Annotated in this window: 15 protein-coding genes and 2 pseudogenes; 13 read left to right on the top strand and 4 right to left on the bottom strand. The window is 65.3% G+C overall.

Annotated elements, in window-relative coordinates; genetic code table 11:
- Positions 1-405 precede the first annotated feature (405 nt).
- Positions 406-789: a hypothetical protein gene (locus ACF0H6_RS07690; RefSeq protein WP_395249084.1), complete on the bottom strand. Its 384-nt coding sequence runs from the start codon at positions 787-789 to the stop codon at positions 406-408.
- 208 nt (positions 790-997) lie between these two features.
- On the opposite strand from ACF0H6_RS07690, the gene ACF0H6_RS07685 reads away from it, so the two are divergent.
- Both ACF0H6_RS07685 and ACF0H6_RS07680 read left to right on the top strand, forming a co-directional pair.
- Positions 998-3,421 carry a glycosyltransferase family 2 protein gene (locus ACF0H6_RS07685; protein ID WP_395249083.1) on the top strand — a complete coding sequence of 808 codons (2,424 nt, stop codon included), beginning with the start codon at positions 998-1,000 and terminating at the stop codon, positions 3,419-3,421.
- A gap of 84 nt (positions 3,422-3,505) precedes the next feature.
- Positions 3,506-4,994, top strand: a pseudogene (locus tag ACF0H6_RS07680) (SDR family oxidoreductase).
- Between the two features lie 1,348 nt (positions 4,995-6,342).
- On the opposite strand, the pseudogene ACF0H6_RS07675 reads toward ACF0H6_RS07680, so the two are convergent.
- Positions 6,343-6,456, bottom strand: a pseudogene (locus ACF0H6_RS07675) (hypothetical protein); the annotation flags it as partial.
- 1,359 nt (positions 6,457-7,815) lie between these two features.
- Here ACF0H6_RS07675 and ACF0H6_RS07670 point away from each other — a divergent pair.
- The 4 genes from ACF0H6_RS07670 (at position 7,816) to ACF0H6_RS07655 (ending at position 12,796) form a co-directional block, all read left to right on the top strand.
- Positions 7,816-8,727 carry a hypothetical protein gene (locus tag ACF0H6_RS07670; RefSeq protein ID WP_395249082.1) on the top strand — a complete coding sequence of 304 codons (912 nt, stop codon included), beginning with the start codon at positions 7,816-7,818 and terminating at the stop codon, positions 8,725-8,727.
- 200 nt (positions 8,728-8,927) lie between these two features.
- A complete protein-coding gene (locus tag ACF0H6_RS07665) occupies positions 8,928-9,881 on the top strand; it encodes a hypothetical protein (protein WP_395249081.1) in 954 nt (317 codons plus the stop codon).
- Positions 9,882-10,227: 346 nt separating this feature from the next.
- Positions 10,228-11,448: an MFS transporter gene (locus ACF0H6_RS07660; protein ID WP_395249080.1), complete on the top strand. Its 1,221-nt coding sequence runs from the start codon at positions 10,228-10,230 to the stop codon at positions 11,446-11,448.
- Positions 11,449-11,569: 121 nt separating this feature from the next.
- Positions 11,570-12,796 (top strand): acyltransferase family protein, encoded by a 1,227-nt coding sequence (locus ACF0H6_RS07655; RefSeq protein ID WP_395249079.1) that lies wholly within the window; start codon positions 11,570-11,572, stop codon positions 12,794-12,796.
- 31 nt (positions 12,797-12,827) lie between these two features.
- On the opposite strand, the gene ACF0H6_RS07650 is transcribed toward ACF0H6_RS07655, so the two are convergent.
- Positions 12,828-13,748: a phosphatase PAP2 family protein gene (locus ACF0H6_RS07650; RefSeq protein WP_395249078.1), complete on the bottom strand. Its 921-nt coding sequence runs from the start codon at positions 13,746-13,748 to the stop codon at positions 12,828-12,830.
- Between the two features lie 174 nt (positions 13,749-13,922).
- Here ACF0H6_RS07650 and ACF0H6_RS07645 point away from each other — a divergent pair, with 174 nt between their 5' ends.
- Genes ACF0H6_RS07645 through ACF0H6_RS07630 form a run of 4 tightly spaced genes read left to right on the top strand, consistent with a single transcriptional unit; the run spans position 13,923 to position 18,652 of the window.
- The gene (locus ACF0H6_RS07645; protein WP_395249077.1) at positions 13,923-15,341 is read left to right on the top strand and encodes an ABC transporter substrate-binding protein; all 1,419 of its coding nucleotides are present in this window, start codon (positions 13,923-13,925) and stop codon (positions 15,339-15,341) included.
- Between the two features lie 2 nt (positions 15,342-15,343).
- The gene (locus tag ACF0H6_RS07640; protein WP_395249904.1) at positions 15,344-16,303 is read left to right on the top strand and encodes a carbohydrate ABC transporter permease; all 960 of its coding nucleotides are present in this window, start codon (positions 15,344-15,346) and stop codon (positions 16,301-16,303) included.
- A gap of 8 nt (positions 16,304-16,311) precedes the next feature.
- Positions 16,312-17,199 (top strand): carbohydrate ABC transporter permease, encoded by an 888-nt coding sequence (locus ACF0H6_RS07635; RefSeq protein WP_395249076.1) that lies wholly within the window; start codon positions 16,312-16,314, stop codon positions 17,197-17,199.
- Positions 17,200-17,218: 19 nt separating this feature from the next.
- A complete protein-coding gene (locus ACF0H6_RS07630) occupies positions 17,219-18,652 on the top strand; it encodes a glycoside hydrolase family 32 protein (protein ID WP_395249075.1) in 1,434 nt (477 codons plus the stop codon).
- Positions 18,653-18,683: 31 nt separating this feature from the next.
- On the opposite strand, the gene ACF0H6_RS07625 is transcribed toward ACF0H6_RS07630, so the two are convergent.
- Entirely contained in the window at positions 18,684-19,763 is a 1,080-nt protein-coding gene (locus ACF0H6_RS07625; RefSeq protein ID WP_395249074.1) for a LacI family DNA-binding transcriptional regulator, read from the bottom strand.
- A 150-nt stretch (positions 19,764-19,913) separates the two neighbouring features.
- Between ACF0H6_RS07625 and ACF0H6_RS07620 the strand changes: the two genes are divergently transcribed.
- From ACF0H6_RS07620 to menD, 3 genes are all read left to right on the top strand, one after another.
- Positions 19,914-20,906, top strand: coding sequence for an o-succinylbenzoate synthase (locus tag ACF0H6_RS07620; RefSeq protein WP_395249073.1), 993 nt, complete (start codon positions 19,914-19,916; stop codon positions 20,904-20,906).
- A 109-nt stretch (positions 20,907-21,015) separates the two neighbouring features.
- Entirely contained in the window at positions 21,016-23,109 is a 2,094-nt protein-coding gene (locus ACF0H6_RS07615; protein WP_395249072.1) for a PhoX family protein, read from the top strand.
- Positions 23,110-23,229: 120 nt separating this feature from the next.
- Entirely contained in the window at positions 23,230-24,939 is a 1,710-nt protein-coding gene (menD, locus tag ACF0H6_RS07610) for a 2-succinyl-5-enolpyruvyl-6-hydroxy-3-cyclohexene-1-carboxylic-acid synthase (RefSeq protein WP_395249071.1), read from the top strand.
- Positions 24,940-25,018: the final 79 nt, after the last annotated feature.

Genomic DNA, 25,018 nt, shown 5'->3' with positions numbered 1-25,018 from the left:
GAGTGGCGAGCTGGTCATGTGCTGCTCCGGCGGCGGATTCCGCGGCCTGGGACATGCTCTGCCCAGCGGGCTTGCTGGCGCCGAAATCCATCGCCATGATATTCACGCCCTCCAGCTCCACCCCGCCGGCCAGTGTGTGGGACACGATCTCCTTGCCTTGATCCGTGAGGCCATTGGGGTCTGCCGCAAGTGTCAACCAGACGGCGAGCGGCTTGCCGCTGTTTTTGCGCTCCTTCTGGAGTGCGGAGATGGCCTGCGCCCGGCGGTCGGCAGCGGCCGTATCGCCCAAGGCGCTGCTCTCGATGTCGAGATCGATGGTGGTGAGATCGTACCGATCCACGATTTGCCGGTAGGCGCTGGTCAGTGACTGCGTGTCCTTGCAGGAAACCGCGAGTTCGGTATTGCTCAGGCCGCCGAACGAAACGGCGGTGGTTCCGCCCAGTTGGCGGAGGCGGGCGATCCGGCGGTCCAGATCGAGCTCGGTTCCCGCCAGGGCAGGGCTGTATGCCGCACCCCAGCGAACGGGGCACAATCCTGCTTCGGGTCGGCGACGACGAAGGACAGCACCACGGCTTTCGCGCTGGGTACGGCCGGGTCTTCGAACGCGAAACGCGGAGTGGCCGTCACGTCCACATAACCGGAAAATATGGACGGCATGGACGCGGCGGCGCTGACATCCTGGACGTTGCGGAGGCCGAGATAGCCTGCCGTGACCGCTCCGGCCACAATGACGCATAGGACGACCAGGCGCAGCACGGAAAGCCGCCGGCCAGGAAAGCGGTTCGACACAGAGATACCCCCATAGCTTCTGATTAGGACTTCGCGGATGTTCGGGAGGTTCTCACCAAGTGGCGCAGCTTGCGTAGCATTTCCCTGGTCCTGTCGGAACTCCGCGTTCTTCGCCTATCATAGGGGCGCACTGGAGTGCGGGCCGTCACATTACGCCCGCACAGTGCCGCGTGCCCGCTGGGGGTGCCCGGACAGCGAATGGGGATTCATGTCGGAACAGTTATTGCTGCGCCCTGATACACAGGAAACAGCGGAATCGCAGGCTACAAAAGGGCGAAAACGTCAGTGGGGCGCGGAAAAACGCTCCGAACCACTTTCAATCGTCCATCCGGCACCGTCACGGCGGAAAATCATCCTTGGCCGCATCGGCATTCTGGTCACCTTGATCGCTTGGGTTGGCTACGTAGTCACCACGGTCATCAAGCAACTGGTGGACAATCCCGGCGCAGGGTTCCGCTTCGGCGTCGAAACCCTCTCCTATCTGGTGGTGGTGACATTTCTGACGTTCTCCGCCCTGATGTATCTCACCGCCCGCCAGGGCGCCCTGACCCGATTCCGTGAGCACCGGCGGGTTCCGCGCGGGGAACTGGACCGGCATTTCTCCGATTACTCGGAGGGTGTCACGGTGCTCATTCCTTCATATGCGGAGGAGCCGAACGTTGTCCGGGGCACCATGTGGTCCGCGGTCCTGCAGGAATTCCCGAACCTGAACGTTGTGCTGCTCCTCGATGACCCACCCTTTCCGGAGGACCCCGAGGTGCTCCGGCGCCTTGAGGCCACCCGCGCGCTCGCAGGCCAGATCACGGAGACCCTCAGGGAACCGGCAGCCAGGGTCAACGCCGCATACGCAACCTTCCGGCGTCGTCATCTTGAAGGGAACACCCTGGACGCGGGGACCGAGGTGCAGCAGCTGATCGCCGAATACGAATACGCTGCCGGATGGCTTGAAGCGATGGCGGAAACGGAGAGCGTCGAGGACCACGTGGATGAGTTCTTCGTCGATCTGGTCCTCATGGGCCTGGCCCGGGAACTGCGCCTCGTGATGCTGGCCCTGACAGCCGCAAAGGCACAGTTGACCTCGCCCGGCGCGGAACGCATCTCCGAGCTGTACGCGCGCCTTACCTGGACTTTCAACGCCCGGGTGTCCACGTTCGAGCGCAAGCGGTTCGCCAGCCTCTCGCACGAGGCCAACAAGGCCATGAACCTGAACGCCTACCTCTCGCTCATGGGTGGGCGGTGGCGCCTGAAACACACCGCGGACGGAACCGTTTTGCGGCCCGCCGCCGGGGGTCTGGCGGGGCCGGGCGCGGTGGGGCCGGCCGCTTCGGCGGGGGCCGCCGTCGTCGAGGGGGCCGGGGCAGCGGCGATGCCCGCCGCCGTCGAGGGCGTTAACGAGCTGCTGGTCCCGGACACCACTTACGTTTTGACCCTGGATGCGGACTCACTGCTACTGCGCGACTACTGCCTGCGCCTGGTCCATCTCCTCGAATCCCCGGGCAACGAGCGAATCGCCGTCACGCAGACCCCGTACTCCTCGTTCCGCGGCGCGCCGACCCGGATCGAACGCATCGCGGGGGCTACCACTGACATCCAGCACATCCAGCACCAGGGCATGACCCGCTACGGCGCCACGTTCTGGGTGGGCGCGAACGCCGTGATCCGCAAACGCGCTCTGGAAGACATCGTGGAAGTCTCCACGATGGGCGGTTTTGAAGTCCGGACCTACATTCAGGACCGCACTGTCATCGAGGACACGGAGTCCAGCGTGGACCTCGGCAATCACGGCTGGACCCTCGCCAATTACCCCGAGAGGCTCAGCTACAGTGCCACCCCTCCGGACTTCGGCTCGCTGGTGGTGCAAAGGCGCCGCTGGGCCAACGGTGGCCTGCTGATCCTGCCGAAACTCTGGGAACAGATCCGCCGCCGTCGTGGCCCGGAACGGCCAATCCTCTTCCGCGAAATCCTCCTGCGCGTCAACTACATGGCCTCCATCACCTGGGCCAGCTTCGGGCTGATGTTCCTGCTGGCCTACCCCTATGACAGCCGTCTCCTGAGCCCGTTGGTCTTCTTCGCCGCGCTGCCCTACTTCCTGGCCATGGGCAGCGATCTGCGGGATTGCGGCCACCGGTTCAGCGACATCTTCAGGATCTACGGCTTCAACCTGGTCCTGCTGCCGGTCAACCTGGCAGGCGTCTTGAAATCCCTCGAGCAAGCGCTGACGGGGGACAAGATCCCGTTCGTCCGCACCCCGAAAGTCAAGGACCGCACCGCAGCCCCGGCCCTCTACGTCCTGGCTCCGTACCTGATTGTCGCCTTCTCCTTGTTGACCGTCTGGCGTAACTGGGAACTCGGAAACTGGGGCAACGCTGCATTCGCTGCCTTCAATGCCGTCATGGCCGCCGGAGCGATCCGGGCCTATATTGGCTTGGCCAACTCCGGGGTGGATCTATACCTGGGCGTGCTGAACTGGCTGTACGTCGCACCGAAGAAGCCTAAAGCGCAGCCACCGGCCATCATTCCCAAATCTCCAGAACAGACCGACTGGGAGTCCCTGCTCTACCATGGCGATCGCCGCCTGAACCGAGACCTCCGCGGGACCAACGACCGGCGGAAGCGGGCCGGAACCCGCTAGGTCTCTTCCGGGCCTGAACGGGGCCTGAACGGGGCCGGGAGCTCATTTCTTTCTAGCGATGGGATTGCTGGTTACGATGGCTAAATGAAGCCTCTGGCAGTGGTACTGGGATCCACCGGGTATATCGGCGGACGGCTGGTGCCTCGGCTGCTCGAGGCTGGCTACGACGTCCGTGTCCTGGTACGCCGTGCCAATAAACTCAGCGACGTTCCCTGGGTATCACGGGTAGACGTGGTGACTGGTGACCTTGAGGATGTGGAATCGCTGCGCTCGGCCTTTGCCGGTGCGGACGTGATCTACTACCTGGTGCATTCGATGGGTCCTTCCGGCCAACGCCGGTCCTTTGAACAGACGGAGAGGCTCTGCGCCGGCAATGTTGCGCGCGCCGCGGCGGACATAGGCGCCGGCCGAATCATTTACTTGGGCGGATTGCACCCGGAAGGAGCGGAGCTTAGCCGGCACCTGCGCTCCCGCAAGGAAGTAGGCGAGATACTCCTGAACTCGTCGGTGCCTACGGTAGTGCTTCAGGCCGGCGTCGTGATCGGTTCGGGTTCCGCCTCCTTCGAGATGATCCGGCAACTGACTGAAGTCCTGCCCGTCATGGTGGCTCCGCGGTGGGTGAAGAACAAGGTCCAACCGATCGCCGTCCGCGACGTGCTGTATTACCTTGTGGCGGCGGCTGGACTTCCGGATTCGCTCAATCGCGCCTTTGATCTGGGTGGTCCGGACGTCCTCCGGTACGACCAGATGATGAACGGTTACGCCGCGGAAGCGGGACTCCGGCGCCGGCCGGTGATCTCACTGCCGGTCCTGACGCCGTGGCTGGCTTCCCAGTGGGTCAACCTCGTCACCCCCATACCCCGTTCGCTGGCGGTGCCGCTGATTGGGTCACTGCAGCAGAATTGCGTCGTGGGGGAGCAGGATATCCACGGCTTCATCGATCCTCCCGAAGCGGGGCTCCTCAGCTACCGGGAATCGCTCCGGTTGGCCTTGGCGCGGGAAGCCACCGGCGAAGTGGAAACGAGTTGGCTGAACTCCTCCGTCCACGGCGCACCGAGTGATCCGCTTCCCAGCGACCCTCAGTGGGCCGGGCACCTGGTGCTACCACGGAGCAATCAGGAGCAATCGACCACTGCCACTCGGCAACAGCTATGGCAGGTGATAGAAGGCATCGGAGGCGATAACGGCTGGTACTCGTTTCCCCTGGCCCGTGCGCGGTTGGATGGACAAGATTGCGGGAGGAGTGGGGCTCCGCCGTGGCCGGTTGAATCCGACCCGCCTGAATACCGGGGACGCCCTGGACTTCTGGCGCGTGGAGCAGATCGACCGGGGTTCGCTGCTGCGACTTCGGGCCGAAATGAAAGTCCCCGGCCGCGCGTGGCTGGAAATGCGGGCCGACGAAGCCGAAGGTGGCGGAGCGCTATACCGGCAGCGGGCAGTCTTCTTCCCCAAGGGGTTGGGAGGACGGCTGTATTGGCTGGCGGTCCTTCCCTTCCATGGTGTGGTTTTCAAGGGGATGGCCAACCGTATTACGGCCGCAGCGGCGTCGATTGTGGATGAACAACGGCAGTGACGCTCCGGATCTCCGGTAACCGCTGCATTCCTGCTTCGCCCCCGCTTCTCTCATGAGCTACAAGCCCTCCGTCCTGTTCGTCCGCGTGCACAACGCCGGACGTTCCCAGACGGCGGCGGCCTTGTTCGTCCGCGTGCACAACGCCGGACGTTCCCAGACGGCGGCGGCCTTGTTCGTCCGCGTGCACAACGCCGGACGTTCCCAGACGGCGGCGGCCCTCCTGCACATTCTGCTGGATCATCGCCGAGGCTCCGGAGCAAGACCCGCGTGTTTCCGGGGCATCAGCCGTGGGCTCCGCCGGATGATCCAGCAGAATGGTCCCCAGCCCCGCAGCCCCCGGATAAGGTCAATCCGGCTGCCGTCGAGGCCATGGCGGAGCTCGGCATCGAGTCGCTCACGCCTGCCGCAAGGTAACGTCTCGCTGCCGGTTGGGGACGTTGCGGGCACCCTTTTGTTGCGGGCGCCCTTTTGGCGGGGGGTGCCGCCTGCCGGGCCTCCCCGACCTAACAATCGCCGGGGTTCGCTGCACTTTCTGCTGGATCATCGCCGAGGCACCGGAGCAAGACCCGCGTGTTTCCGGGGCATCGGCCGTGGGCTCCGCCGGATGATCCAGCAGAATGGTCCGCGCCCCGTTCGCCGCAGCCGCAGCCGCAGCCGCAGCCGCAGCCGCAGCCGGATAAGGTCAATCCGGCTGCCGTCGAGGCCATCGCGGAGCTGGGCATCGAGTCGCTCACGCCTGCCGCAAGGTAACGCCTCCCTGCCGGTTGGGGACGTTGCGGGCGCCCTTTTTGCGGGGCGTGCCACCTGCCGGGCCACCCCGACCTAACAATCGCCGGGGTTCCGTGCACATTCTGCTGGATCATCGCCGAGGCACCGGAGCAAGACCCGCGTGTTTCCGGGCATCAGCCGTGGGCCCCTCCGGATGATCCAGCAGAATGGTCCGCAGCCGCAGCCGCAGCCGCAGCCGCAGCCGCAGCCGCAGCCGCCGTCACCGCCCCCGCCAAACCTGACGCACGGGCCCAAACGAGGCTCCGAAACCGCTGACAAAACTGCGCGGCACGGCCCATATGTCAGGTTTGGGGCCGCACCCACCTAGAATTGTTGGTTGAAGCAATCTAAACGAGAGCCGCGGCGCACAACGCCGCGAGTCCTAGGGGACAAGACCATGCCGGATTCTGCGAACAACGAAGCCAGCGCTGTTGCATCAAACGAAGGGCAGCCGGAACTTCGGCGACGCCGCGATCGCCGTCGTGCAGAGGGTGACGACGCTTGGACAGGAACTATGCCGATCATTACGCCCGACGATTCCAACGCGCCCGCAACAGCGCCTCCCCGGCTCCAAAGCAGGTCATGGGCTGAAGCGGCTGCGGCGGCCGATGCGTCGGTTGAAGCGTCTGTTGATCCGTCGGAACCGAGCGTTCCGCAACTCCCCGCTGAATCGGGCGTAGCGCAATCGGGCGTAGCTGAACCGGGCGTTCCGGAAACGGGCCGTGAGAGCTCGACGGACGCAGCACCGGCATCGGGCGCTGCTGTTTCAACCGCATCCCGGGCGGGACGTTCGGCGGCCGCCAGTGCTCCGATTTCCGACTTCATCTCTTCGCCGGGTTCCTTCGTGAAGGAACAGAAGCCCCGCCCGATCGGCGGCTTCCGCGGCATGCTGTACAACTTGACGGGCGGCGCCTGGAACCTCGGACCCAGCGCCAAGCAGCGCGAGGAAGACGAGCTGGCGCGGCGCATTTCCCGCCAGCTCCAGGGCAGCTACAACACTGCAGTCCTGAGCCTCAAGGGCGGGATCGGCAAGACCTCCACCACCGTTGGTGTGGGTCTGACCCTCGCAGAATTCCGCGGCGATCCGCCGTGTGCCATCGATGCCAACCCGGATTCCGGCGACCTCGTGGAGCGCGCCTTGGGCGAGGGCATCTACCAAAAAGCCACTCCGCGCACCATCATGGACCTGCTCAAGAACGTCGACAACGTCGATTCGCTCACGGCGCTTGCCCGTTACATGCACCATGCTGGCCGGCTGCACCTGATCGCCGGCGAACAGGATCCGGAGGTCTCGGATTCGCTGACCGCGGAGGAGTACCTGCGGATCCGGCAGCTGATCTCGGGCTACTACTCCATTGCGTTGACCGACTGCGGTACCGGCGTCACCCACAACGCGATGAGCGGCATCCTGCAGTCGGCGGACAACCTGATCATCGCCGCCGGCTATGCCGTGAGCGGCGCCAAGCGTGCGCGCAGCACCCTCCAGTGGCTCGCGAGCCACGGCTATGAGGAGCTGGCCCGCAACGCGATTGTGGTGATCACGGACAAGGACGAGGTGTCATCCCGCGTGGACAAGAACGCCATCGAGGAACACCTTTCCGGGATCTGCCGCCAGTTGATTGCCGTGCCGCATGACAGGGGAGTGGCCGACGGTGACCTGGTGACCCTGGATGTCCTGCGCCCCGAAACGCGCCGGGCCTACAAGGAGATCGCGGCTGCGATCGTGGACGGGTACGTGTAGCGCCTCCGTTTTGCTTGCGCACCCCACGTTGGGTGGGACTACTTAGCTGGGCCTTCGAGCGGTGGTGCGAACACTCTATTTACTACTTGGATTGCTCCGGCCCGGGCAGGTGTATACCCGAGTGCTACGTGGATAGCAAATTGTTGGTTCCCGCCAAATTTTCCTAAAATTGCTCCTGACGTCCTCTGACTGCTGGGCGTCCTCGCCATGACCGGGAACTGGGCCCGGGCATGGTGCACAGCCTTCACTCACTTCCATGACATTTCGCTGCGCCCGTTTCTGAACCCGAGGCCAGCGCCCAGGAGCCTCATTTTGATCGCTAAAAACTTTGCGTTCGTGTTCGCTGCATTGCTTCTGCTCGGGCTGTCCGGCGCGTCCGTCCCCCATTCCGGCCCGTCCGCTCGCGCTGCCACCCCAGCGCCCGACGCCGGCCCCGCACCGATCGCGAATGCCGCGCCCGTCGCTGAGGTAGCTCCCGTGCCCACGCCGGCGCCGGTTGCTGCACCCGCGGCCGCGCCCGCCTCGGCAGTGGCTCCAGCACCTCAGGCCGCTCCAGCGCCAGCCGCCGCACCTGCGGCCGCCGTCGTCGTGCCCCAAGCCGTCCCGAACGGCGCTGCTGTTTCGAACGGATCAGTGAAGGTGCTCGACACCACCGCGGCCATCACCGACCCCAACTGGTTTCGCCAGGCCTACGCCGAGGGTTTCCGCCTCTACGTGATGCACTCCACGGTCTGGGGCACCTGCACCCCTTGGCAGCGGACGCAGGAGCAACTGAAAATGGCGCTCGACGCCGGACTCAAGATCGCGGTCTACACCCGCGATGCCTCGTGCTGGGAAGGCGGCATCAAGGCAGCTGGCCCGTACATGTCCCAACTGCAGTTCTTCGCCTTGGACGTCGAGCCCGGGGGATCCTTGGTAACCCGGGCCATGGTGGATGGCGTGCGGACCCTGGGCGTGCGGCCCGTGATCTACAGCGGCAGCGGCATGTGGCCAGGGCTGATGAACAACAGCACCGCGTTCGCGGACGTACCACTGTGGGACACCGACACGAGCAACCTCAACTACGCCTCCTGGACCGCAGACTACCTGGCGCCGGCACCTGTGCAGTACGGCGGCTGGAACACGGCAGGCACCATGCGCGTGGGGATCCAGCAGAAGTTCGAGCACACCCTGAACGGCGTCAATGTAGACCTGAACTCGTTCAGCGCCGGCTTCCTGAAGTAGGCGGCGCTGGGGTTTTCGTTTGGCGCTGCGGTTTGTTCTGCGCGCTGCGCTGAATGCCTGACGCGCGTGGAATTCCACTAGCGCAGGGAATAAACGGGCGCGCGTGGCACGGGGCGCGTCGGCATTGTTTCGCCGAAGTTGTCCACATAGAGCAACTAGGCGCTCCCGCGGGGTGCAGTCCACGTGTCATCTTCTAATGCATGACCGATTTGCCCCGACTCATCCTCAGCCGAGATCAGCTGTACCACGGGCTCACCGCCAAGGAACTCGCCCGACGCGCCAAGGCGGGTACTCTACACAGGGTCCGGCAGGGGGTTTACGTCGACGGCGTTGCCTGGGCTGAGCTGAAACCGTGGGAACAATACCGTGTCCGGGTCAACGCCGCGGCAGAAACAGCTGAGGCCCGGTTGATCTTCGGAAGGCATTCGGCAGCATCGGTTTGGGGTATCCCTACCATCGGGGTGCACCATCCGGTCCAGGCCGTCACTTTGACGAACGACGGCGGCCGCTCGCGTGCCGGGATAGCGCGCCACTACGCCGATCCCGACGGCCTCAAAGTGTATCGCCGCGAGGGACTACTGGTGACGGACAGGGTGCGCACGGTACTGGATCTGGCTGCGTTCACGCCGTTCATCGAATCCGTCGCGCCCGTGGACCACGTGCTCAAAACCGACAGGAAGCGCAGGCTGCCGCCCGTCACGAAGGAAGCACTTCTGGCTGGTGCGGAGGGAAATTACACGGCCGCTGCCATCCGGAGGATCCAAGCCGCCGTGGATTTCGCGGATCCTCTCTCCGGATCTCCGGGGGAGTCATACAGCAGGGCATTGATGCGGACGATGGGGTTCGAGACCCCGGTTCTTCAGCAAGAATTCCGCGACGCAGCGGGCCTGGTGGGCTACTCGGACTTCTACTGGAAGGATGCGAACGTGGCGGGGGAGTTCGACGGCATTGATAAGTACCTGAAGCCCGAATATTTGAAGGGACGGACAGCTGCCCAAGCCGTGGTCGACGAGAAACGGCGTGAGGACCGGATCCGTGCCACGGGCTGCGGCGTTGTCCGCTGGGTGTGGTCAGAGCTCATGTCGCCCGGTGTCCTCGAATGGAAGCTGACGACGGCGGGTGTGCCCCGCCGTCGTCCGCGTTGTAGCTCATGACGCAGCGTGTATGGCCTGGCGCCGCGGGTATGGCTTGGCGCGACCCTGCGAGCCTTGCGCCACCCGAATTCCCTGGCGACGCGCAAATTCCTTGGCGCGACCCTGCGAGCCCTGCGCCACCCCGCGAGCCTTGCGCGACCCGAATTCCCTGGCGACGCGGGTATGGCTTGGCGCGACCCTGCGAGCCTTGCGCCACCCGAATTCCCTGGCGACGCGGGTATGGCTTGGCGCGACCCTGCGAGCCCTGCGCCACCGGAATTCCCCGTGCGACAGGTATTTCGCGCGTCGCAGGCACCGCGGCGTAGCAAAACCCGGTGTGTGAGCGCGGAGTCCTAGGATGAAGGTGATGACAACAACCCGCACTGAGCAGCCATTCAACCTGCGCAGCATCGCCCTGCCCGCGTTTGGGCCTGCCCTGCTGTTCTGTATCGGTGAGGGCGCGGTGTTGCCGGTGGTGGCATTGTCCGCCCGCGATCTTGGCGCTTCCGTGGCCGTCTCCGCGCTGGTGGTCACGTTGATCGGACTGGGGTCCTGGTTCTTCAACCTGCCCGCTTCGCTCATCACCATCAAGTTCGGCGAACGGTGGGCCATCGTCGCTGCGGGCGCCGCCGGAGCCTTGGCCCTGCTTGCTGCGGGATTCGCCCCGCTCCTTGCGCACAACGGAATCTGGTTGCTCGCCGCGGCGATGACTGTGGTCGGGATGTCCACGAGCGTGTTCAACCTGGCCCGCCAGAAGTACCTCACCGAGGCCGTCCCGGTCATTTACCGGGCGCGTGCCCTTTCGACCCTGGGTGGCGTCACCCGAATCGGCGTGTTCATCGGTCCGTTCTTGGGCGCGGCCGTGATGCAGTTCGCCGGGATCAGCGGTGCGTATTGGGTTGGCGTTGTGGGTATGGCCGCTGCTGCTGTGCTGTCCCTCACCATCCCGGATCTTGTGGTGCCGGACGACGTCGACGGCGGCCGCAAGGGTCCCGAGCCCACCCTCCGTGGCGTTGCGGTTTCGCACGCGGGGGTGTTCCTGACCGTCGGGACCGGAATCCTTTTGCTCAGCGCCCTTCGCGCCTCCCGCCAGGTGGTCATCCCGCTATGGGCGGACCACCTCGGACTCGATGCAACGCACGCGTCACTCATCTATGGCCTGTCCGGCGCCATCGACATGCTCGTGTTCTATCCGGCCGGCAAGCTCATGGACCGCAAGGGGCGAATGTGGGTCGCCGTTCCGTCCACCCTCATCATGGGAACTGCATTGTTCCTGATGCCCTTATCGGCCGAGTTTGTGGGCCTGCTGCTGGCTTCGTTGCTGATCGGCTTCGGCAACGGCATCAGCTCCGGACTCATCATGACTCTCGGCGCCGACTTCTCACCGAACAAGGGCAGGGGGCAATTCCTTGGCTTGTGGCGGTTCATCTCCGACGCCGGAGCCACAGGTGGACCCGTCCTGTTGTCCGCCCTCACCGCTGCGATATCGCTCGCGGCGGGCGTCTGGGCCACGGGCTTCCTGGGCGTAGCCGCCGCGGCGGTGTTCGCCGTCGCACTCCCGAAACTGAAGCATCGCAGGAACTACTGAGGCTCGGCTGAACAACGCGCGTCCGTCTGGATGCGGGCGCTAAACAACGCGTGTCCGGCACCCCGATCGCGCGCAGCACGCTCCCAGACTCCGGTCAGAAGCCTCCGGTATGGTGGATCGGATGGTTTCAGTCATCTCGCCTCCGCGCCGTGCCAGCCCCCGGAATGCGACCCTGGAAAATGCCACACCGGTCAGCCCCAGGGCGGATTCACAGAGGTCCCGGCCCGATCTCGGAACGCTGACCGCGTTGCGCTTCGTTGCTGCATTGTGGGTGGTTTTCTTCCATCTGCAGGCCATGCGGCAGACCTTCCTCGCGCCCATCTATGAACTGTTCCGTCCGGTCATTGCCAACGGCGATCTGGGCGTGGACGTCTTCTTTGTGCTCAGCGGCTTCATCATCACCTACACCTACTTGGACCGGCTCGGCCCACGGTTCCGGTGGCGCGCGGCCGGAGACTTTGTCTGGGCCCGATTCGCCCGGATGTGGCCGGCCTTCGCGCTGGTGGTGGGTGTGCTTGGCTTGTGGTTGGCGTATGGGGCCGCCCAGCAATCCGTCCAGAGCTGGTCGTTGCAGACTCAGGCTCCGGACCTGACGCCGTGGGGAATGCTCAAGCAGTTGCTGATGGTGCACCTTTGGTTCCAGCCCGGGACCGATGGAGCCAGCTGGTTCGGCCCAGGCTGGACCGTCAGTGCCGAGTGGCTGGCCTATCTGGCGTTCCCCCTGCTGGCTGTGGCCCTGTTCAGGCTGCGCCGGCTCCATCCGTTGGCGGCCCTGACGGCATCGGTGCTGGTTCTGTTGCCAACGGCTGTCTGGGGTCCGGACCTGCCAATCCCCACCAGTGAGCCCCAGCCGTACGAGTGGCTGTTACGGATTGCCTGCTGCTTCACCGCGGGCGCGTTCGCTTGTATCGCCGCCCGGAATGTAGACCGCACTAGCTTCAACCTTGGCTTGGCGGGGCCGGGTGCGCTGCTGGTCGGAACCGCCGTCGTCGTCTTCTTGACGGTGGCCGGTAAACCCGGACCGGGTCGGCTGGCCGTGCTGGCCTTGCCGCTCCTGATCGCCCTGCTCAGCCTGACCCGCGGCCGGCTCCGATCGGCACTGTCCGTGCGCTGGCTGCAGTATGGCGGGCACAGCTCCTACAGCCTGTACCTGGTCCACATGTTCTTCATCTACCTCTTCTACTGGGTGAACAGGGACTGGCTGCGCGGTGCGGGTCCGGTCCCGATGAACCTGCTCGCCGCGGCATGCCTTGCCGGTATTGCCTTGGCCACCCATCTGCTGTTCAAGTACGTCGAGGAACCTGCCCGGCTCCGGCTGCGTGCATTGGTGCCGCGGCCGGTTGCGTAAGCGCGTTTGTCAAACAGCCGCCGTCGGGCGCTCAGGGTGTAGGCCGCCGTCGGACGCTCAATCCGAAAAGCCAGGTAGCGGCGACCGTTGCCAGATAGCCGGTGATCACGATCAAGGAGACGCCGGCCCAGAAATAGTTGGTGGTGCTGGTTTCCTGGCCGAATCCCGGGTCGAGCTTGATCAGCGAGTACACCGCAACCGCGGCCGCAGCCACGCCTGCCAGCGCCGACAGCAAAACCCATAAACGCGACGACGCCCAGTGGTCGCCGCGGCCGTCCTGAACGTTCCAGATGTTTCCGGTGCGGAGCACCAGCCAGCCGGCCGGAAGCATGACCGCACCCACCAGGAGAAACGCGGCGACGACGTCGGCGGGCCGGTGCCACTGGTTGATCAGCGTGGAAACCCCGGCCGCCACCGCAAAGGTGCCGCCGAGGAAGCCGGCCACAGGGCGCCAGCGCGGCGACACCACCAGGAACACCGCCGCAGCCGCGGAGGCCGCCAGGGTAGTGTGGCCGGACGGCAGCGAGTTCAGTTCAATGGTCTGGACGCCACGGAACGGCCGGTCCGGGAACCAATCCTTCAGGACCTGCGCGGCCAGGTTGGCGGCCACACACGCGGCCACGGCGATGCCCGCCGCCTTCCAGCGCCGGCGCGCAATGGTGACGAAAAGAACCACGACGGCGGCGATCGCCAGCGAGGTGACCGGAAGCCAATCGAGGAACCGGGTGCTTGCGCGCTCGGCTGGGCCGTTGAGGGTCGTGGCCTCCACCAAAGCGGATTCATCGATGAATTGTCCCGTTGTGGTGCGCACGAAGAAATAGAACGTAGCCACGAATCCGGCCACGCACGCCAAGGTTGCGAGCACAAAAAGGAGCCCCGTTCCGGCGCCTGCCCAACGCTTGATCACGGTCCTCTGTATGGCCGGCAGCCGGCCTGGCTTAGGAAAAGTCATGATCTTCAGGGTGTCACACCTCGCTGGGAGGCTCACTTCGTGCGGCATTCACGGCGGTTGGGGCGATATGTGCGGGAGGATTGCGCCGAGAGGGCCGCGTAACACGCATGTGACACTTGACACGTGTTAGGTCATGGATTTACGCTACCTAACACGTGTTAGGAAGGAAAAGACATGGCAGGAAGCAATGGGAAGCTGCGTGAGATCTCACGCAGGACGGCCCTTGGTGCCTTGGGCGCGGGAATTGTGGGAGCAACTGTGGCGTCGTGGCCGCGGTTGACTGGCATGGACATCCCGGGCCGTGGGGACAACAGTCTCAGCATCGCCATCATGGGAACCGCAGCGGACGCCGCCGCCCGCCAGCGGGTCATTGATGCGTTCGCGAAGGTGCACCCGGACATCAAGGTTAAGGTCCAAGCTATCCAGGCAGCGGACTGGAAGGACTTCTTCACCAAGATCCTCACCATGGTGGCAGCGGGAACGCCACCGGATGTGGTCTACGTGGCCACCGAAGGTGCCCAGCTCTTCGCCGAGAAACTGGCGCACCCCTTGGACGAATACCTTCGCCGCGATGCCGCGGACATGAAGGAGTACTTCGCGGACGTCCACCCGAGCCTCGTGGAGGCGTTCATGTACAAGGGCAGCCTGTTCCAGCTTCCCATCGACTGGAACGCCGCCAACATGTACTACAACACCTCGGCCCTGCAGCAAGCCGGACTTGGACGTCCCGCGGATAACTGGACCCAGGCTGATTTCCGAAACACCCTCGCTGCCATGCGGAAAGCGAGGCCGCAGGACTTCACTCCGTACTACTGGACCAACAGGCTCTTCGGCGGCGTGGTGCCCTGGCTCTATGCCAACGACACCAGCTTCCTCAAGGAATCCAAATCCGGCGGCGGGGAATGGCTCTGGGACAGCTTCTATGCCAAGGACCCCTCACGCTCGCTGCGCTCCGGCGGATACGAATGGCTTGAGCCAAACGCGGATGACCCGCGGGTCTACGAGTCCTTCGACTACCTCCGTGGGCTCGTCAAGGATGGCTTGGGCGTCCGTCCCGAAGAAGGCGGCGGAAATTCACTCGTCGGGCTGTTCGCCTCCAACAGGATCGGCATGACACCGGCCGGCGGCTACTGGGTTGAGGGCCTCCACGAGGCCGGAATGAAGGAAGACGGCTTCGACGTCCAGTTCTTCCCGCGCTGGCGCACCCAGCGGCACCAGTTCGGCACCGCCGGCTACGCCATCATGAAGACCGCCAAGGACAAGGATGCGGCGTGGGAGTGGCTCAAGTTCGCTTCCAGCCTGGAAGCCATGCGCTTGGTCTTCCCGACGCCGAACACCACCCCGGCGCGCCGTTCCATGGTCAACGAGCAGTTGTACGCCGGCCGCGGACCCAAGCACTGGAAGGTCTTTTACGACACCCTCGACAAATTCCCCACTACAGGTCCCATTCCGGCACCGCCCCAGCAGGCCGCCGTCGAGACCGCATTGATGAAAAACGTATCCCTGGCCGTCAGCGGTGACGAGAACCAGCTCAAGCAGGCCCTCGCCTCCATGCAGCGCGACCTTGAGATTGCCTTGAGGAGGCAGGCATGATCATGGCTACGACGGACATGTCCACCAAACGCCGAAACGACGCGGGGTCCAAACGCCGAAAGGGTGCGGCGAAGAACGAGACAACCGGAAGGCAGCGCCAGCGCTGGCTGCCCTGGGCGTTCCTGGCTCCCACCATCCTTGGCATGGGGCTGTTCACGCTCGTGCCGATCGTCGCTTCCGTGGTCCTCGCGTTCTTCCGCTGGGACATTATTTCCGCGCCGAGCTTCGTCGGGTTTGACAACTTCGCCGAAGTGGTTCAGGACCCCACGGTGCGTGTCTCGTTCCTCAACACCATCATGTTCGTCGTGGTGGCGGTGGCATTGCAGTTGGGGATCGCGCTGGGCTTGGCCATCATGGTGCAGGAGAAGCTTCCGGCGTGGCTCAGGGTGTTCTTCAGGAGTGCCTTCTTCTTCCCTCTGATCCTGTCCGCGGCCTCGGTGTCGATCTTCATGCGCTACCTGTTCAACGAACAATTCGGCGTGGTCAACTGGCTCTTGTCTTTCATAGGCGTCCCCGCCGTCCCGTGGCTGACGACGCCGGCCGGTTCTGCCGCCGTCGTGATCCTCGTGTACGTGTGGCAGAACTTCGGGTTCTCGTTCCTGCTGTTTATCGGCGGCCTGGCCTCCATTCCGGTTGAAACGTACGAGGCAGCCTCGATCGACGGCGCCACCGGCTGGCGCAAACACCTCCACGTGACGCTGCCGCTCCTGAGCCCAACCACCTTGGTGGCGTCGGTCATGGCGATTATCAACGCCCTGCAAGTATTCGACCAGCCCTACGTCCTGACCCGCGGCGGCCCGGGCGACTCCACGCGCACCGCAGTGATGGTGATCTTCGAGTCCGCGTTCCAGCGCCTCGAGTTCGGCCAGGCCTCGGCGATCGGCGTCATCCTGACGCTGATCATCATGGCCATCACCGCCGCCCAGTTCCGGCTCAGCAAACGATTCGTCTTCTACCAGTAAGGCCCGCCATGACTACAACTTCAACCCAGCGCGCCGTCGTCGATCGCTTGGCTCCCCAGCGGCCCGCGCCCCGCAAGAAGCGGAACTGGAGCATGGCGGGACGAATCGTGCTGCTCCTGATCGCGTCCGTCTTCATCCCCGGTCCGGTGCTGTGGACTCTGTCCACCTCGCTGCGGCCACCGGCGGAATCGTTCCAGCTGCCGCCGTCGTTCCTTCCGCTCAACCCCGATTTCTCGTCCTACGACCAGGTCTTCAAGCAGCTCAACATCATGCTTCTGGTCCTCAACAGCGCCCTTGTGACGGGACTGATCGCCGTCGGGCAGATGTTCACGGCGGCGCTGGCCGGCTACGCATTCGCGAACCTCAAGTTCCGGGGGCGCGGGGCACTGTTCTCGATTGTGCTGGCCACAATGATGGTCCCGGCGCAGGTGACGATCGTTCCGGTCTTCATGCTGATCCGTGGCATCGGTTTGTCCGACACGCTCCTCGCGCTGATCCTTCCGGCGATCCCGACGGCGTTCGGCACCTTCCTGATGCGGCAGTACTTTCTCGGGCTACCAAGTGATTTGGGCGAGGCTGCCGCGATCGACGGAGCCTCGCCGTGGCGCACCTTCCGTTCCGTGTATGCGCCGCTGGCGATGCCGGGCATGGCGATCGTAGGCATCCTGGCTTTCAACTACCACTGGAATGAGTTCTTCCGACCACTCATCCTGACCATCTCCGAGCAGAACTTCACGCTCCCGCTGGGCCTGGTGTCGCTGCAGGGCAACCTCGGCACCGGCAGCATCTCCGTGGTGCTGGCAGGCGTGATCCTCTCCATGATTCCCGCCCTGGTGGTGTTCATGTTCGGTCAACGCGCCCTGCGTGACGGACTCACGGCGGGCACCGGTAAGTAAACCCCTTGGAAGGACACCAATGAAGGACCTCGCTTCACCCGCCGCTTCCCTGGCCGCGGCGGCCACCCATCCCGACACCGCATTCCCGCGGTTCCACCCCCGACCTGCCGAAGGCTGGATCAACGATCCCAACGGTGTCAGCTACATCAACGGCCGCTACCATGTGTTCTTCCAGTTCAATCCGGAGTCCGCGCGGCACCACCGCATCCAGTGGGGTCACGTCAGTTCCCCGGACCTGGTCCACTGGGAGGAACACCCCGTCGCGTTGCGCCCGCAGGACGGCGGGCCGGACGAGTTCGGCTGCTGGACCGGCGTTGTGACCGACGACAGCGGTGTCCCCACCGCTGCGTACTCGGGCGTACGGGGCGACGGGGGTCACTCGCAAGTGGTGATTTCCCGAGGCTCCGCGGACCTGGTGACCTGGGAACAGGATGGCCACCTTGCCGCGTCGATGCCGTGCGATGGCCTGGTCACCGCCGTGCGCGACCCCTTCATCTTCCACTTGAACGGCAAGCGCTACGCCATGCAGGGCGCCGGGCTGGCCAATGGACATGCTGCTTTGCTGCTATACACCGTGGAGGACATGTCCGACTGGAAGTACCAAGGTATTTGGCTGACCACCGAAAACCCTGTGGCTGCGGCTCATGCGCCCGCCGAGATCTGGGAGTGCCCGCAACTTGTCGAGGTGCCTTCGGACGGGTTGCCTTCCGACGGGGCCGACACCTGGGTCATGATGTTCTCCCTGTGGCTCTCCAGTGACGACCACGAGCACGCCAACGGGGTGGGCCACCTGATCGGCTCGCTGGACGAGGACCCGTCCACCGGGCTGCCCGTGTTCGTCCCGCGTTCCGGCGGCAGGTCCGACCTTGGCCGGGACTTTTATGCCCCGCAGATTGTTCAGCTGGATTCTGCATCTGGGCTGGGGACGGGATCGGGTCCGCGTGCCCTGCTGTGGGGATGGGCCAACGAAGGCCCCGGCCGTGATGGCCGACGGGGCCGTTCGCAAGACGACGTCGACGCCGCAGGCTGGGCGGGCGTCTTAACCCACCCGCGCTTCCTCTCGGTTGAGGACGGTGTATTGGTGGTTGCTCCTGCGCCGGAGATCGAGGCGTATCGTGGCACCCTGGCTGCGGGCGGGGCTTCCGGGACCGTTTCCTTGCCGGCGTTTGCCGAGGCTGTTGTAACGGCTCGAACTGTAGGGGGAGCGGGCGAGGTGCGTCTGGTCCTGGCCTCGGGTGCGGGCACGGGCACGGAACAGCAAGTCGTGTTTGCGGGGTCTTTGTCCGAGGGCGAAGAGCTGCGGATCTTCGTGGATGCTTCCTTGGTAGAGGTGTATCGGAAGGGTTCCGTCGCCACCACACTCCGTGCCTACCCTGCGGCCGGGGAAACGTGGATCCTTAAGCTTCCCGAAGGTGCCGCGGCGGACGTCTGGGAACTGAAGCTGCCGGAATAGGCGGCCGGCCGCCGTCGTGCGCTGGTCGAATCTAGCGGGCCGGAACGGGTCCCGTGGACTCACGGACCACCAAACGGCAGGGAACCATGGTTTCCAAGTCGGCGTTTGCCTGCAAACCGGTGCCGCCGCCCGACGTCGGCCGCTGGGCCGGATGCTCAATCTGCTCCAGCAACATGCTCATCGCGGCCGCGCCCATTTCCCGCAGCGGAAGCGCCATGGTGGTGAGCGCGGGGACCATCGTGGCCGCGATGCGTGACTCGTCGTCGTAACCCATGATCGAGAGGTCGCGCGGTACGGTCAGGCCCAGCCGCGCTGCAGCCAGGGCGACGCCGATGGCGAGTCGATCGTTGGCGCACACAATCGCCGTCGGACGCTCGGCGGCGGACACGCCGTCGAGCAATTTCATGGCGCCGCGGAATCCGTCGTTGATGTCCCAACCGGCCATGAACACGCGGTCTTCTCGAACGGGGATGGCGGCCTTGGCCATGGCTTCCCGATGCCCCACGATGCGCAATGGCACAGCCGGGGAGGTGGCGGCGCCGGCGAGGAAAGCGATGTCGCGATGGCCCAGCTGCAGCAAGTGCTCGGTGGCTTCCCGACCGCCCGAAACTTCGTCCGGGATCACATGGTGGAGCCGCGGGGTGGGGCTGCTGTCGAAGCAATTGGCGAGGACAGAGGGGACGCGAAGCATTCCTTGGGGTACGTCGAGCGGCTTCAAACCGACCGTGACATACATGAGTCCGTCCACTTGCCGGTCGAGCAAGGTCTCGACGGCGCTCTCGTCGCGGGAGGCGTCGCGCTCGGTGTCCATCACCAGGGTGACAAAGCCGTGGGCTCGGGCAACATCGTCGGCGCCGCCGATGATGTTGCCGTCGAACGGGCTCACCACCACCTCGTCCGACACGATGCCGATTACGCGTGTCCGTTGATTCCGCAGGCTCAGGGCGATGGGGTTGGGCGAGTAGTTGAGATCGGCCGCGGCTTCCCGGATTCGGTCCTGGCTCTCCTTGGCAACATTGCCGTCGCCCCGGCCGTTGAGCACCAGGGACACCGCACTTCGCGAGACACCCGCCCGTTTGGCGACGTCGAGTGCTGTGGCCTTGCGCTGCATGCTGGCTCCTCGGGCGGTGGTTCCGGTTCTTGCTGCATTCTACCTAACGCGTGTGAGGGGTGGCCGCTCGCCTTCCCTGCCGGTGGGGACTTGCGAGGCGAGGGTGGCGGTGGGGACTACTTGGGTGTGCGCAAGCGGTAAGGTTACGGCGTGTCCGCAACTGTCCCCACACTTGAAGAACTTCTTGCCACCGCGAAAGTGGTCAGCCTCCCGATGCGGGTCAGGTTCCGGGGGATCACCGAGCGCGAGACCCTGCTGTTCCGCGGCCCGGCGGGCTGGGGCGAGTTTTGCCCGTTCCCCGAGTACGGCGATACCGAGGCGTCCCGCTGGCTCGCCGCCGCCGTCGAAGCCGCATGGCAGGGTTTTCCGCCGCAGCTAAGGGACACCATTCCCGTCAACGCCACCGTCCCCGCCGTGCCTGCCGCCCGGGTACCCGAAATCCTGGAGCGCTTCGGCCGCGTGGACGCCGTCAAGGTCAAGGTGGCCGAGCGTGGTCAGGAACTAGCCGACGACGTCGCGCGCGTCACCGCGGTCCGGAACGCCCTGCCGGACGCCGCGATCCGGGTGGACGCGAACGCCGGTTGGGACGTACCGCAGGCGGTCGAGGCGCTCGGCCGGCTCTCCGCCGTCGGGCTCGAATACGCCGAGCAGCCCGTCGCTCAGATCGAAGGCCTCGCCGAAGTCCGCCGTCGGCTGGACCGGCAGGGAACCCCTGTGCTCATCGCCGCCGATGAATCCGTGCGCAAGGAAGACGATCCCCTCAAAGTGGCCCGGGCCGGGGCGGCCGATCTGATCGTGGTCAAGGTGGCGCCGCTCGGGGGAGTGCGGCGCGCGCTGGACATCGTCGCGCAGGCCGGGCTTCCCGCCGTCGTGAGCTCGGCGCTGGACACTTCGGTGGGGATCCGCGCGGGGCTGGCGCTCGCCGCCGCGCTGCCGGAACTGCCGTACGCGTGCGGGCTGGGGACCGTGCGGCTGTTCGCCTCGGACATTACCCGGGATCCGCTAGTGCCCGACGACGGCGCTATTCGCATTCGCGATGCTGTCGCCGACGAAGGGCTGCTGGAGCAGTATGCGGCGTCCGCTGAACGTCGCGATTGGTGGCTGGACCGGCTCCGCCGAGTGCATGCACTCCTGGGTGCATAGATTTCTGGGAAAAGCCTGGGATTTCACCGGGAATTTACCGAAGTTTCCTCTCGGATTCCGCTAGCGCTGTAAGGGTGGGGAAATCACTCAATCCCCGGAGGTATTTCCCATGTCTGAATCAACCAAGCGCAGGTTTGACTTGCTCCCCATGCTCGGCCATACGAAGGGCAAGCGCAGTCCTGTGACGTGCGCCCTGAAGTGCTACAACGCCTGCTCGGGCGAGGTGTGCAACACGAGCTCCAACGCCTACTTCCGCGACATCGCTTCCGCTGCGGTGTCCCGCCGTGCCGCCCTGGGCTTTGGCGCCGTGGGTGCGCTCGCCGTCGTACTGGGTGGGCTGGGTTCCGCTGAAAAGGCAGTGGCCGACGGCGGTCCCGGCCTTTCAACCGCGGCAAAGACGGGCTTCGACAAGGCCAAGCTTAAGTTCACGCCGATCAAGCCGGTGGACTATACGGTTGACGCCTTCACCGTGCCGGAAGGTTTCGCGTGGCAGCCGATCATCCGTTGGGGCGATCCGCTCTTTGCCGACTCACCGGCCTTCGAGTTGAACGGCCAGACTGCAGCGGCGCAGGCCCGCCAGTTCGGCTACAACAACGACTACACGGACATCCTGCCTATTCCGGATTCCAAGGACCGCCGTGCCGTGCTCTTCACCAACCACGAGTACACCAACGAGAACATCATGTTCCCGGCCACTTTGGCGGGTGCGGAGGCGCGCGCGATCGGGCGTGCCGCACACGGACTCACGGTTGTTGAACTCGAGCGCAAGAACAAGAACAAGCCGTGGAACTACGTCAAGGGCGCACCGCTCAACCGCCGCTTCCTGACCGACACGACGTATGAGCTCACCGGCCCTGCCGCTGGCACGGACCTGGTCAAGACCATCGACGATCCCTCAGGCCGGAAGATCAAAGGCACCTTGGGCAACTGTTCCGGCGGCACCACCCCGTGGGGAACCATCCTCTCCGGCGAGGAAAACTTCAACGGCTACTTCGTGGCTCCCGGGACCTCGGCGGGCGACAAGCGCTACGGCCTGTCGAACAAGCCAACTGCCCGCCAGTGGGAACTGGATGAGCCGCGTTTCAACACCAACAACGCCGGCTACGCGAACGAGAGCAACCGCTTTGGCTGGATCGTCGAGGTCGACCCGTTCGACCCCTCCTCCACACCTAAGAAGCACTCTGCCATGGGTCGCTTCAAGCACGAGGGCGCCAACGTGATTGTTGCCGCTTCTGGCCGTGTGGTGGCCTACATGGGCGACGACGAGCGCTTCGACTACCTCTACAAATTCGTCTCCAAGGGCAAGTACATGGCCGGCGACTCGGCCGCGGCCCGCCGGAACAACATGAACCTTCTCTCCGAAGGCGACCTCTACGTGGCCAAGTTCACCGGCGACTCCCCGGCGTCTGAAATCACCGGTACCGGTGCGCTGCCCTCCGACGGCGCGTTCGATGGTTCCGGCGAGTGGCTTCCCTTGGTGGTCGACGGCGTCTCCGCAGTTCCGGACATGTCCGTCCCCGAAGTCCTGGTCTACACCCGCCTCGCCGCGGACAAGGTCGGCCCCACGAAGATGGACCGCTGCGAAGACGTCGAACCGAACCTGGCGACCGGCAAGGTCTACGTGGTCTGCACCAACAACTCGGACCGCGGCAAGCCGGGCAAGGAAGGCGCCACTGAGGTCAACCCGCGCACGCTCAACCGGGACGGGCACATCGTCGAAATCACAGAAACCGGAGACCAGACGTCCACGCACTTCAACTGGACCCTTCTGATGGTTTGCGGAGATCCGGCCAAGAATTCCTCCGCCTACTTCTCCGGCTTCCCGGCCGACAAGGTTTCGCCCATTTCCTGCCCGGACAACGTGGCCTTCGACTCGGCGGGCAACATGTGGATCGCAACTGACGGCGCGCCGTCGTCCATCGGGTATGCGGACGGCCTCTTCAAGGTCACCTTGGCTGGCGGCGAACGCGGCAAGGTAGAACAGTTCCTGGCCGTCCCGCGCGACGCCGAGACCTGTGGGCCGATCGTGAACGACGACGAGCGGACCGTCTTCGTCGCCGTGCAACACCCGGGCGAGGAAGGAACGTTCGACGCGCCGCACTCGTACTTCCCGGACTACGTGGGCACCGGAACCGCACCGGCCTCCGGCAAGGTCCGCGCCCCGCGTCCGTCGATCGTGCAAGTGTTCCGCAAGGACGGCTAGCGCTTAGCGTCACCACCGACGCTCGCTCACTTCCTTGAGGGGAGTGAGCGGGCGTTTGGGTTTTGGGGGTTCGAGGTGAGTGAGCGTCGGGAGGGAGGCGGCCGCTAATAGACTGGTGCGGTGACTTCGCAAGGCTCCCTGAGCTCCCTCGCCGCTGCCCGGATCGCTGTCAAGGCGCTGCTCGACGGCGGTGTGCGGCACGTGGTGGTCGCTCCGGGTTCGCGCTCGGCACCCATGGCGTACGCATTGGCTGAGGCTGAAGCCGCCGGGAACGTCCGCCTCCACATCCGGATCGATGAACGCTCAGCCGGGTTCACTGCCCTCGGCTTGGCCTTGTCCACGGGCGCCCCGGCGGCTGTCCTGACCACCTCAGGCACCGCCGTCGGGAATCTCTTGCCCGCAGTCATGGAGGCCAACCACGCCGCTGTGCCGCTCGTGGTACTGTCTGCCGACCGCCCGGCTGAGCTTCACGGCACCGGGGCCAACCAAACCACCATCCAGCTGGACCTCTTCGGCGAGCACGTGCGCTTCGCCGTCGACGTTCCCGCGGGCACCAATCCCCAGAGGGCCGTCGAGACCGCCCTCTACGCAGCCACCGGCGCACTCGAGGACACTCCTCCCGGTCCGGTGCAGCTCAACCTGGCCTTCCGCGAGCCGTTGGTTCCGGAACCAGGCGAGGCACTCCCGGCCACCCAGGGCCATGGCGTTTTCCACTATGACTCCGGTCCCCAACCACTGAGCATGTCCCCTGCACCCGACGAGCTAACCGAGCGCCGGACGGTGGTTTTGGCCGGCCACGACGCCGGTCCGGTCGCCGAGGCTTTCGCCCGTGCCCACGGCCTTCCGCTCCTCGCCGAACCCTCGTCCAACGCGCGCTTCGGGCCGAACGCCGTGGGTCCGTACCGCCTCATGCTGGACAACTTCGGGCGTGGCTCTGCGCTGCCGATCGAGCGGGTGGTGGTCTTCGGGCGGCCTACGCTTTCCCGGCCGGTTGCCGCTTTGCTCGCCCGCGGCGACCTTCGCGCCGCCATGTATGAGCCCGTTCCGGTGGCCTGGTACGAGCACGGCCGGCGCAGCGAGGAACGCTTTGAGTCCTTGACCGAGTTGGCCGGGTTCGCTGGCCGTGGTTCGGCTGAGTGGCTCGACGCCTGGCTTCTGGCCGGTGCTGCAGCCCAACACGCGCTCGACGGCGTCCTCGAGGCAGAAGCTGCAGCCAACGGACCCGCCGTGGGAGCCACCGTCTGGAGACACGCCCGCGGACAGTTGGTCCTGGGCTCCTCGAACGGCATCCGCGACGTCGACCTCGCCGGACAGCCCAGCCCCGAGCCCCTCGCCGCAGTGTTCGCGAACCGCGGCCTCGCCGGCATCGACGGGACGATTTCCACGGCAACGGGGATCGCCCTCGGCGCCGGCCGCGAAACGACCCTTCTCCTCGGCGACGTCACCTTCCTGCACGACGTCGGCGGCCTCCTCCTCGGAGCAGGCGAGCCCGGCCCGGACCTGCGCATTGTGGTCCTCAACGACGCTGGCGGGGGCATCTTCGGACTCCTCGAACACGGCAAGGTGGAGGACGACGGCGGCTACGGCACCGCCGTCGAGCGACTCTTCGGTACCCCGCACACAGTGGACATTGCAGCGCTGGCCGCGGCATACGGCGTCGGGCACAGCGTTGTGCGTACGACGGCGGAGCTGGCCACCGCGCTGGCCGCACCTTTGAAGGGCCGCAGCATTGTCGAAGTACGCGCGGACCGCTCCGGGCTGCGTCCGTTGCACGCGCGCATCAAGGCCGCGGTGGGTGCGGCAGTGTCCCAAGTTCTGCTCGAGGCGTAGGCGCTCGGAGCTACCGGTAGTTCCCTGCGCGGCGCAAAATGCCCGGCGCGGCTGGAATTCCAGCTGCGCCGGGCATTTT

Origin of the sequence: Arthrobacter sp. NA-172, from assembly GCF_043952055.1 — a bacterium.
GTDB lineage: Bacteria > Actinomycetota > Actinomycetes > Actinomycetales > Micrococcaceae > Arthrobacter.
This window is presented reverse-complemented; position numbering and strand designations above follow the sequence as displayed.

Coding starts and splice junctions, on each gene's coding strand:
- ACF0H6_RS07685 (WP_395249083.1), top strand. CDS start 998: ATGTCGGAACAGTTATTGCTGCGCCCTGATACACAGGAAACAGCGGAA.
- ACF0H6_RS07665 (WP_395249081.1), top strand. CDS start 8,928: ATGACCGATTTGCCCCGACTCATCCTCAGCCGAGATCAGCTGTACCAC.
- ACF0H6_RS07660 (WP_395249080.1), top strand. CDS start 10,228: ATGACAACAACCCGCACTGAGCAGCCATTCAACCTGCGCAGCATCGCC.
- ACF0H6_RS07655 (WP_395249079.1), top strand. CDS start 11,570: ATGGTTTCAGTCATCTCGCCTCCGCGCCGTGCCAGCCCCCGGAATGCG.
- ACF0H6_RS07650 (WP_395249078.1), bottom strand. CDS start 13,748: ATGACTTTTCCTAAGCCAGGCCGGCTGCCGGCCATACAGAGGACCGTG.
- ACF0H6_RS07645 (WP_395249077.1), top strand. CDS start 13,923: ATGGCAGGAAGCAATGGGAAGCTGCGTGAGATCTCACGCAGGACGGCC.
- ACF0H6_RS07640 (WP_395249904.1), top strand. CDS start 15,344: ATGGCTACGACGGACATGTCCACCAAACGCCGAAACGACGCGGGGTCC.
- ACF0H6_RS07635 (WP_395249076.1), top strand. CDS start 16,312: ATGACTACAACTTCAACCCAGCGCGCCGTCGTCGATCGCTTGGCTCCC.
- ACF0H6_RS07630 (WP_395249075.1), top strand. CDS start 17,219: ATGAAGGACCTCGCTTCACCCGCCGCTTCCCTGGCCGCGGCGGCCACC.
- ACF0H6_RS07625 (WP_395249074.1), bottom strand. CDS start 19,763: ATGCAGCGCAAGGCCACAGCACTCGACGTCGCCAAACGGGCGGGTGTC.
- ACF0H6_RS07615 (WP_395249072.1), top strand. CDS start 21,016: ATGTCTGAATCAACCAAGCGCAGGTTTGACTTGCTCCCCATGCTCGGC.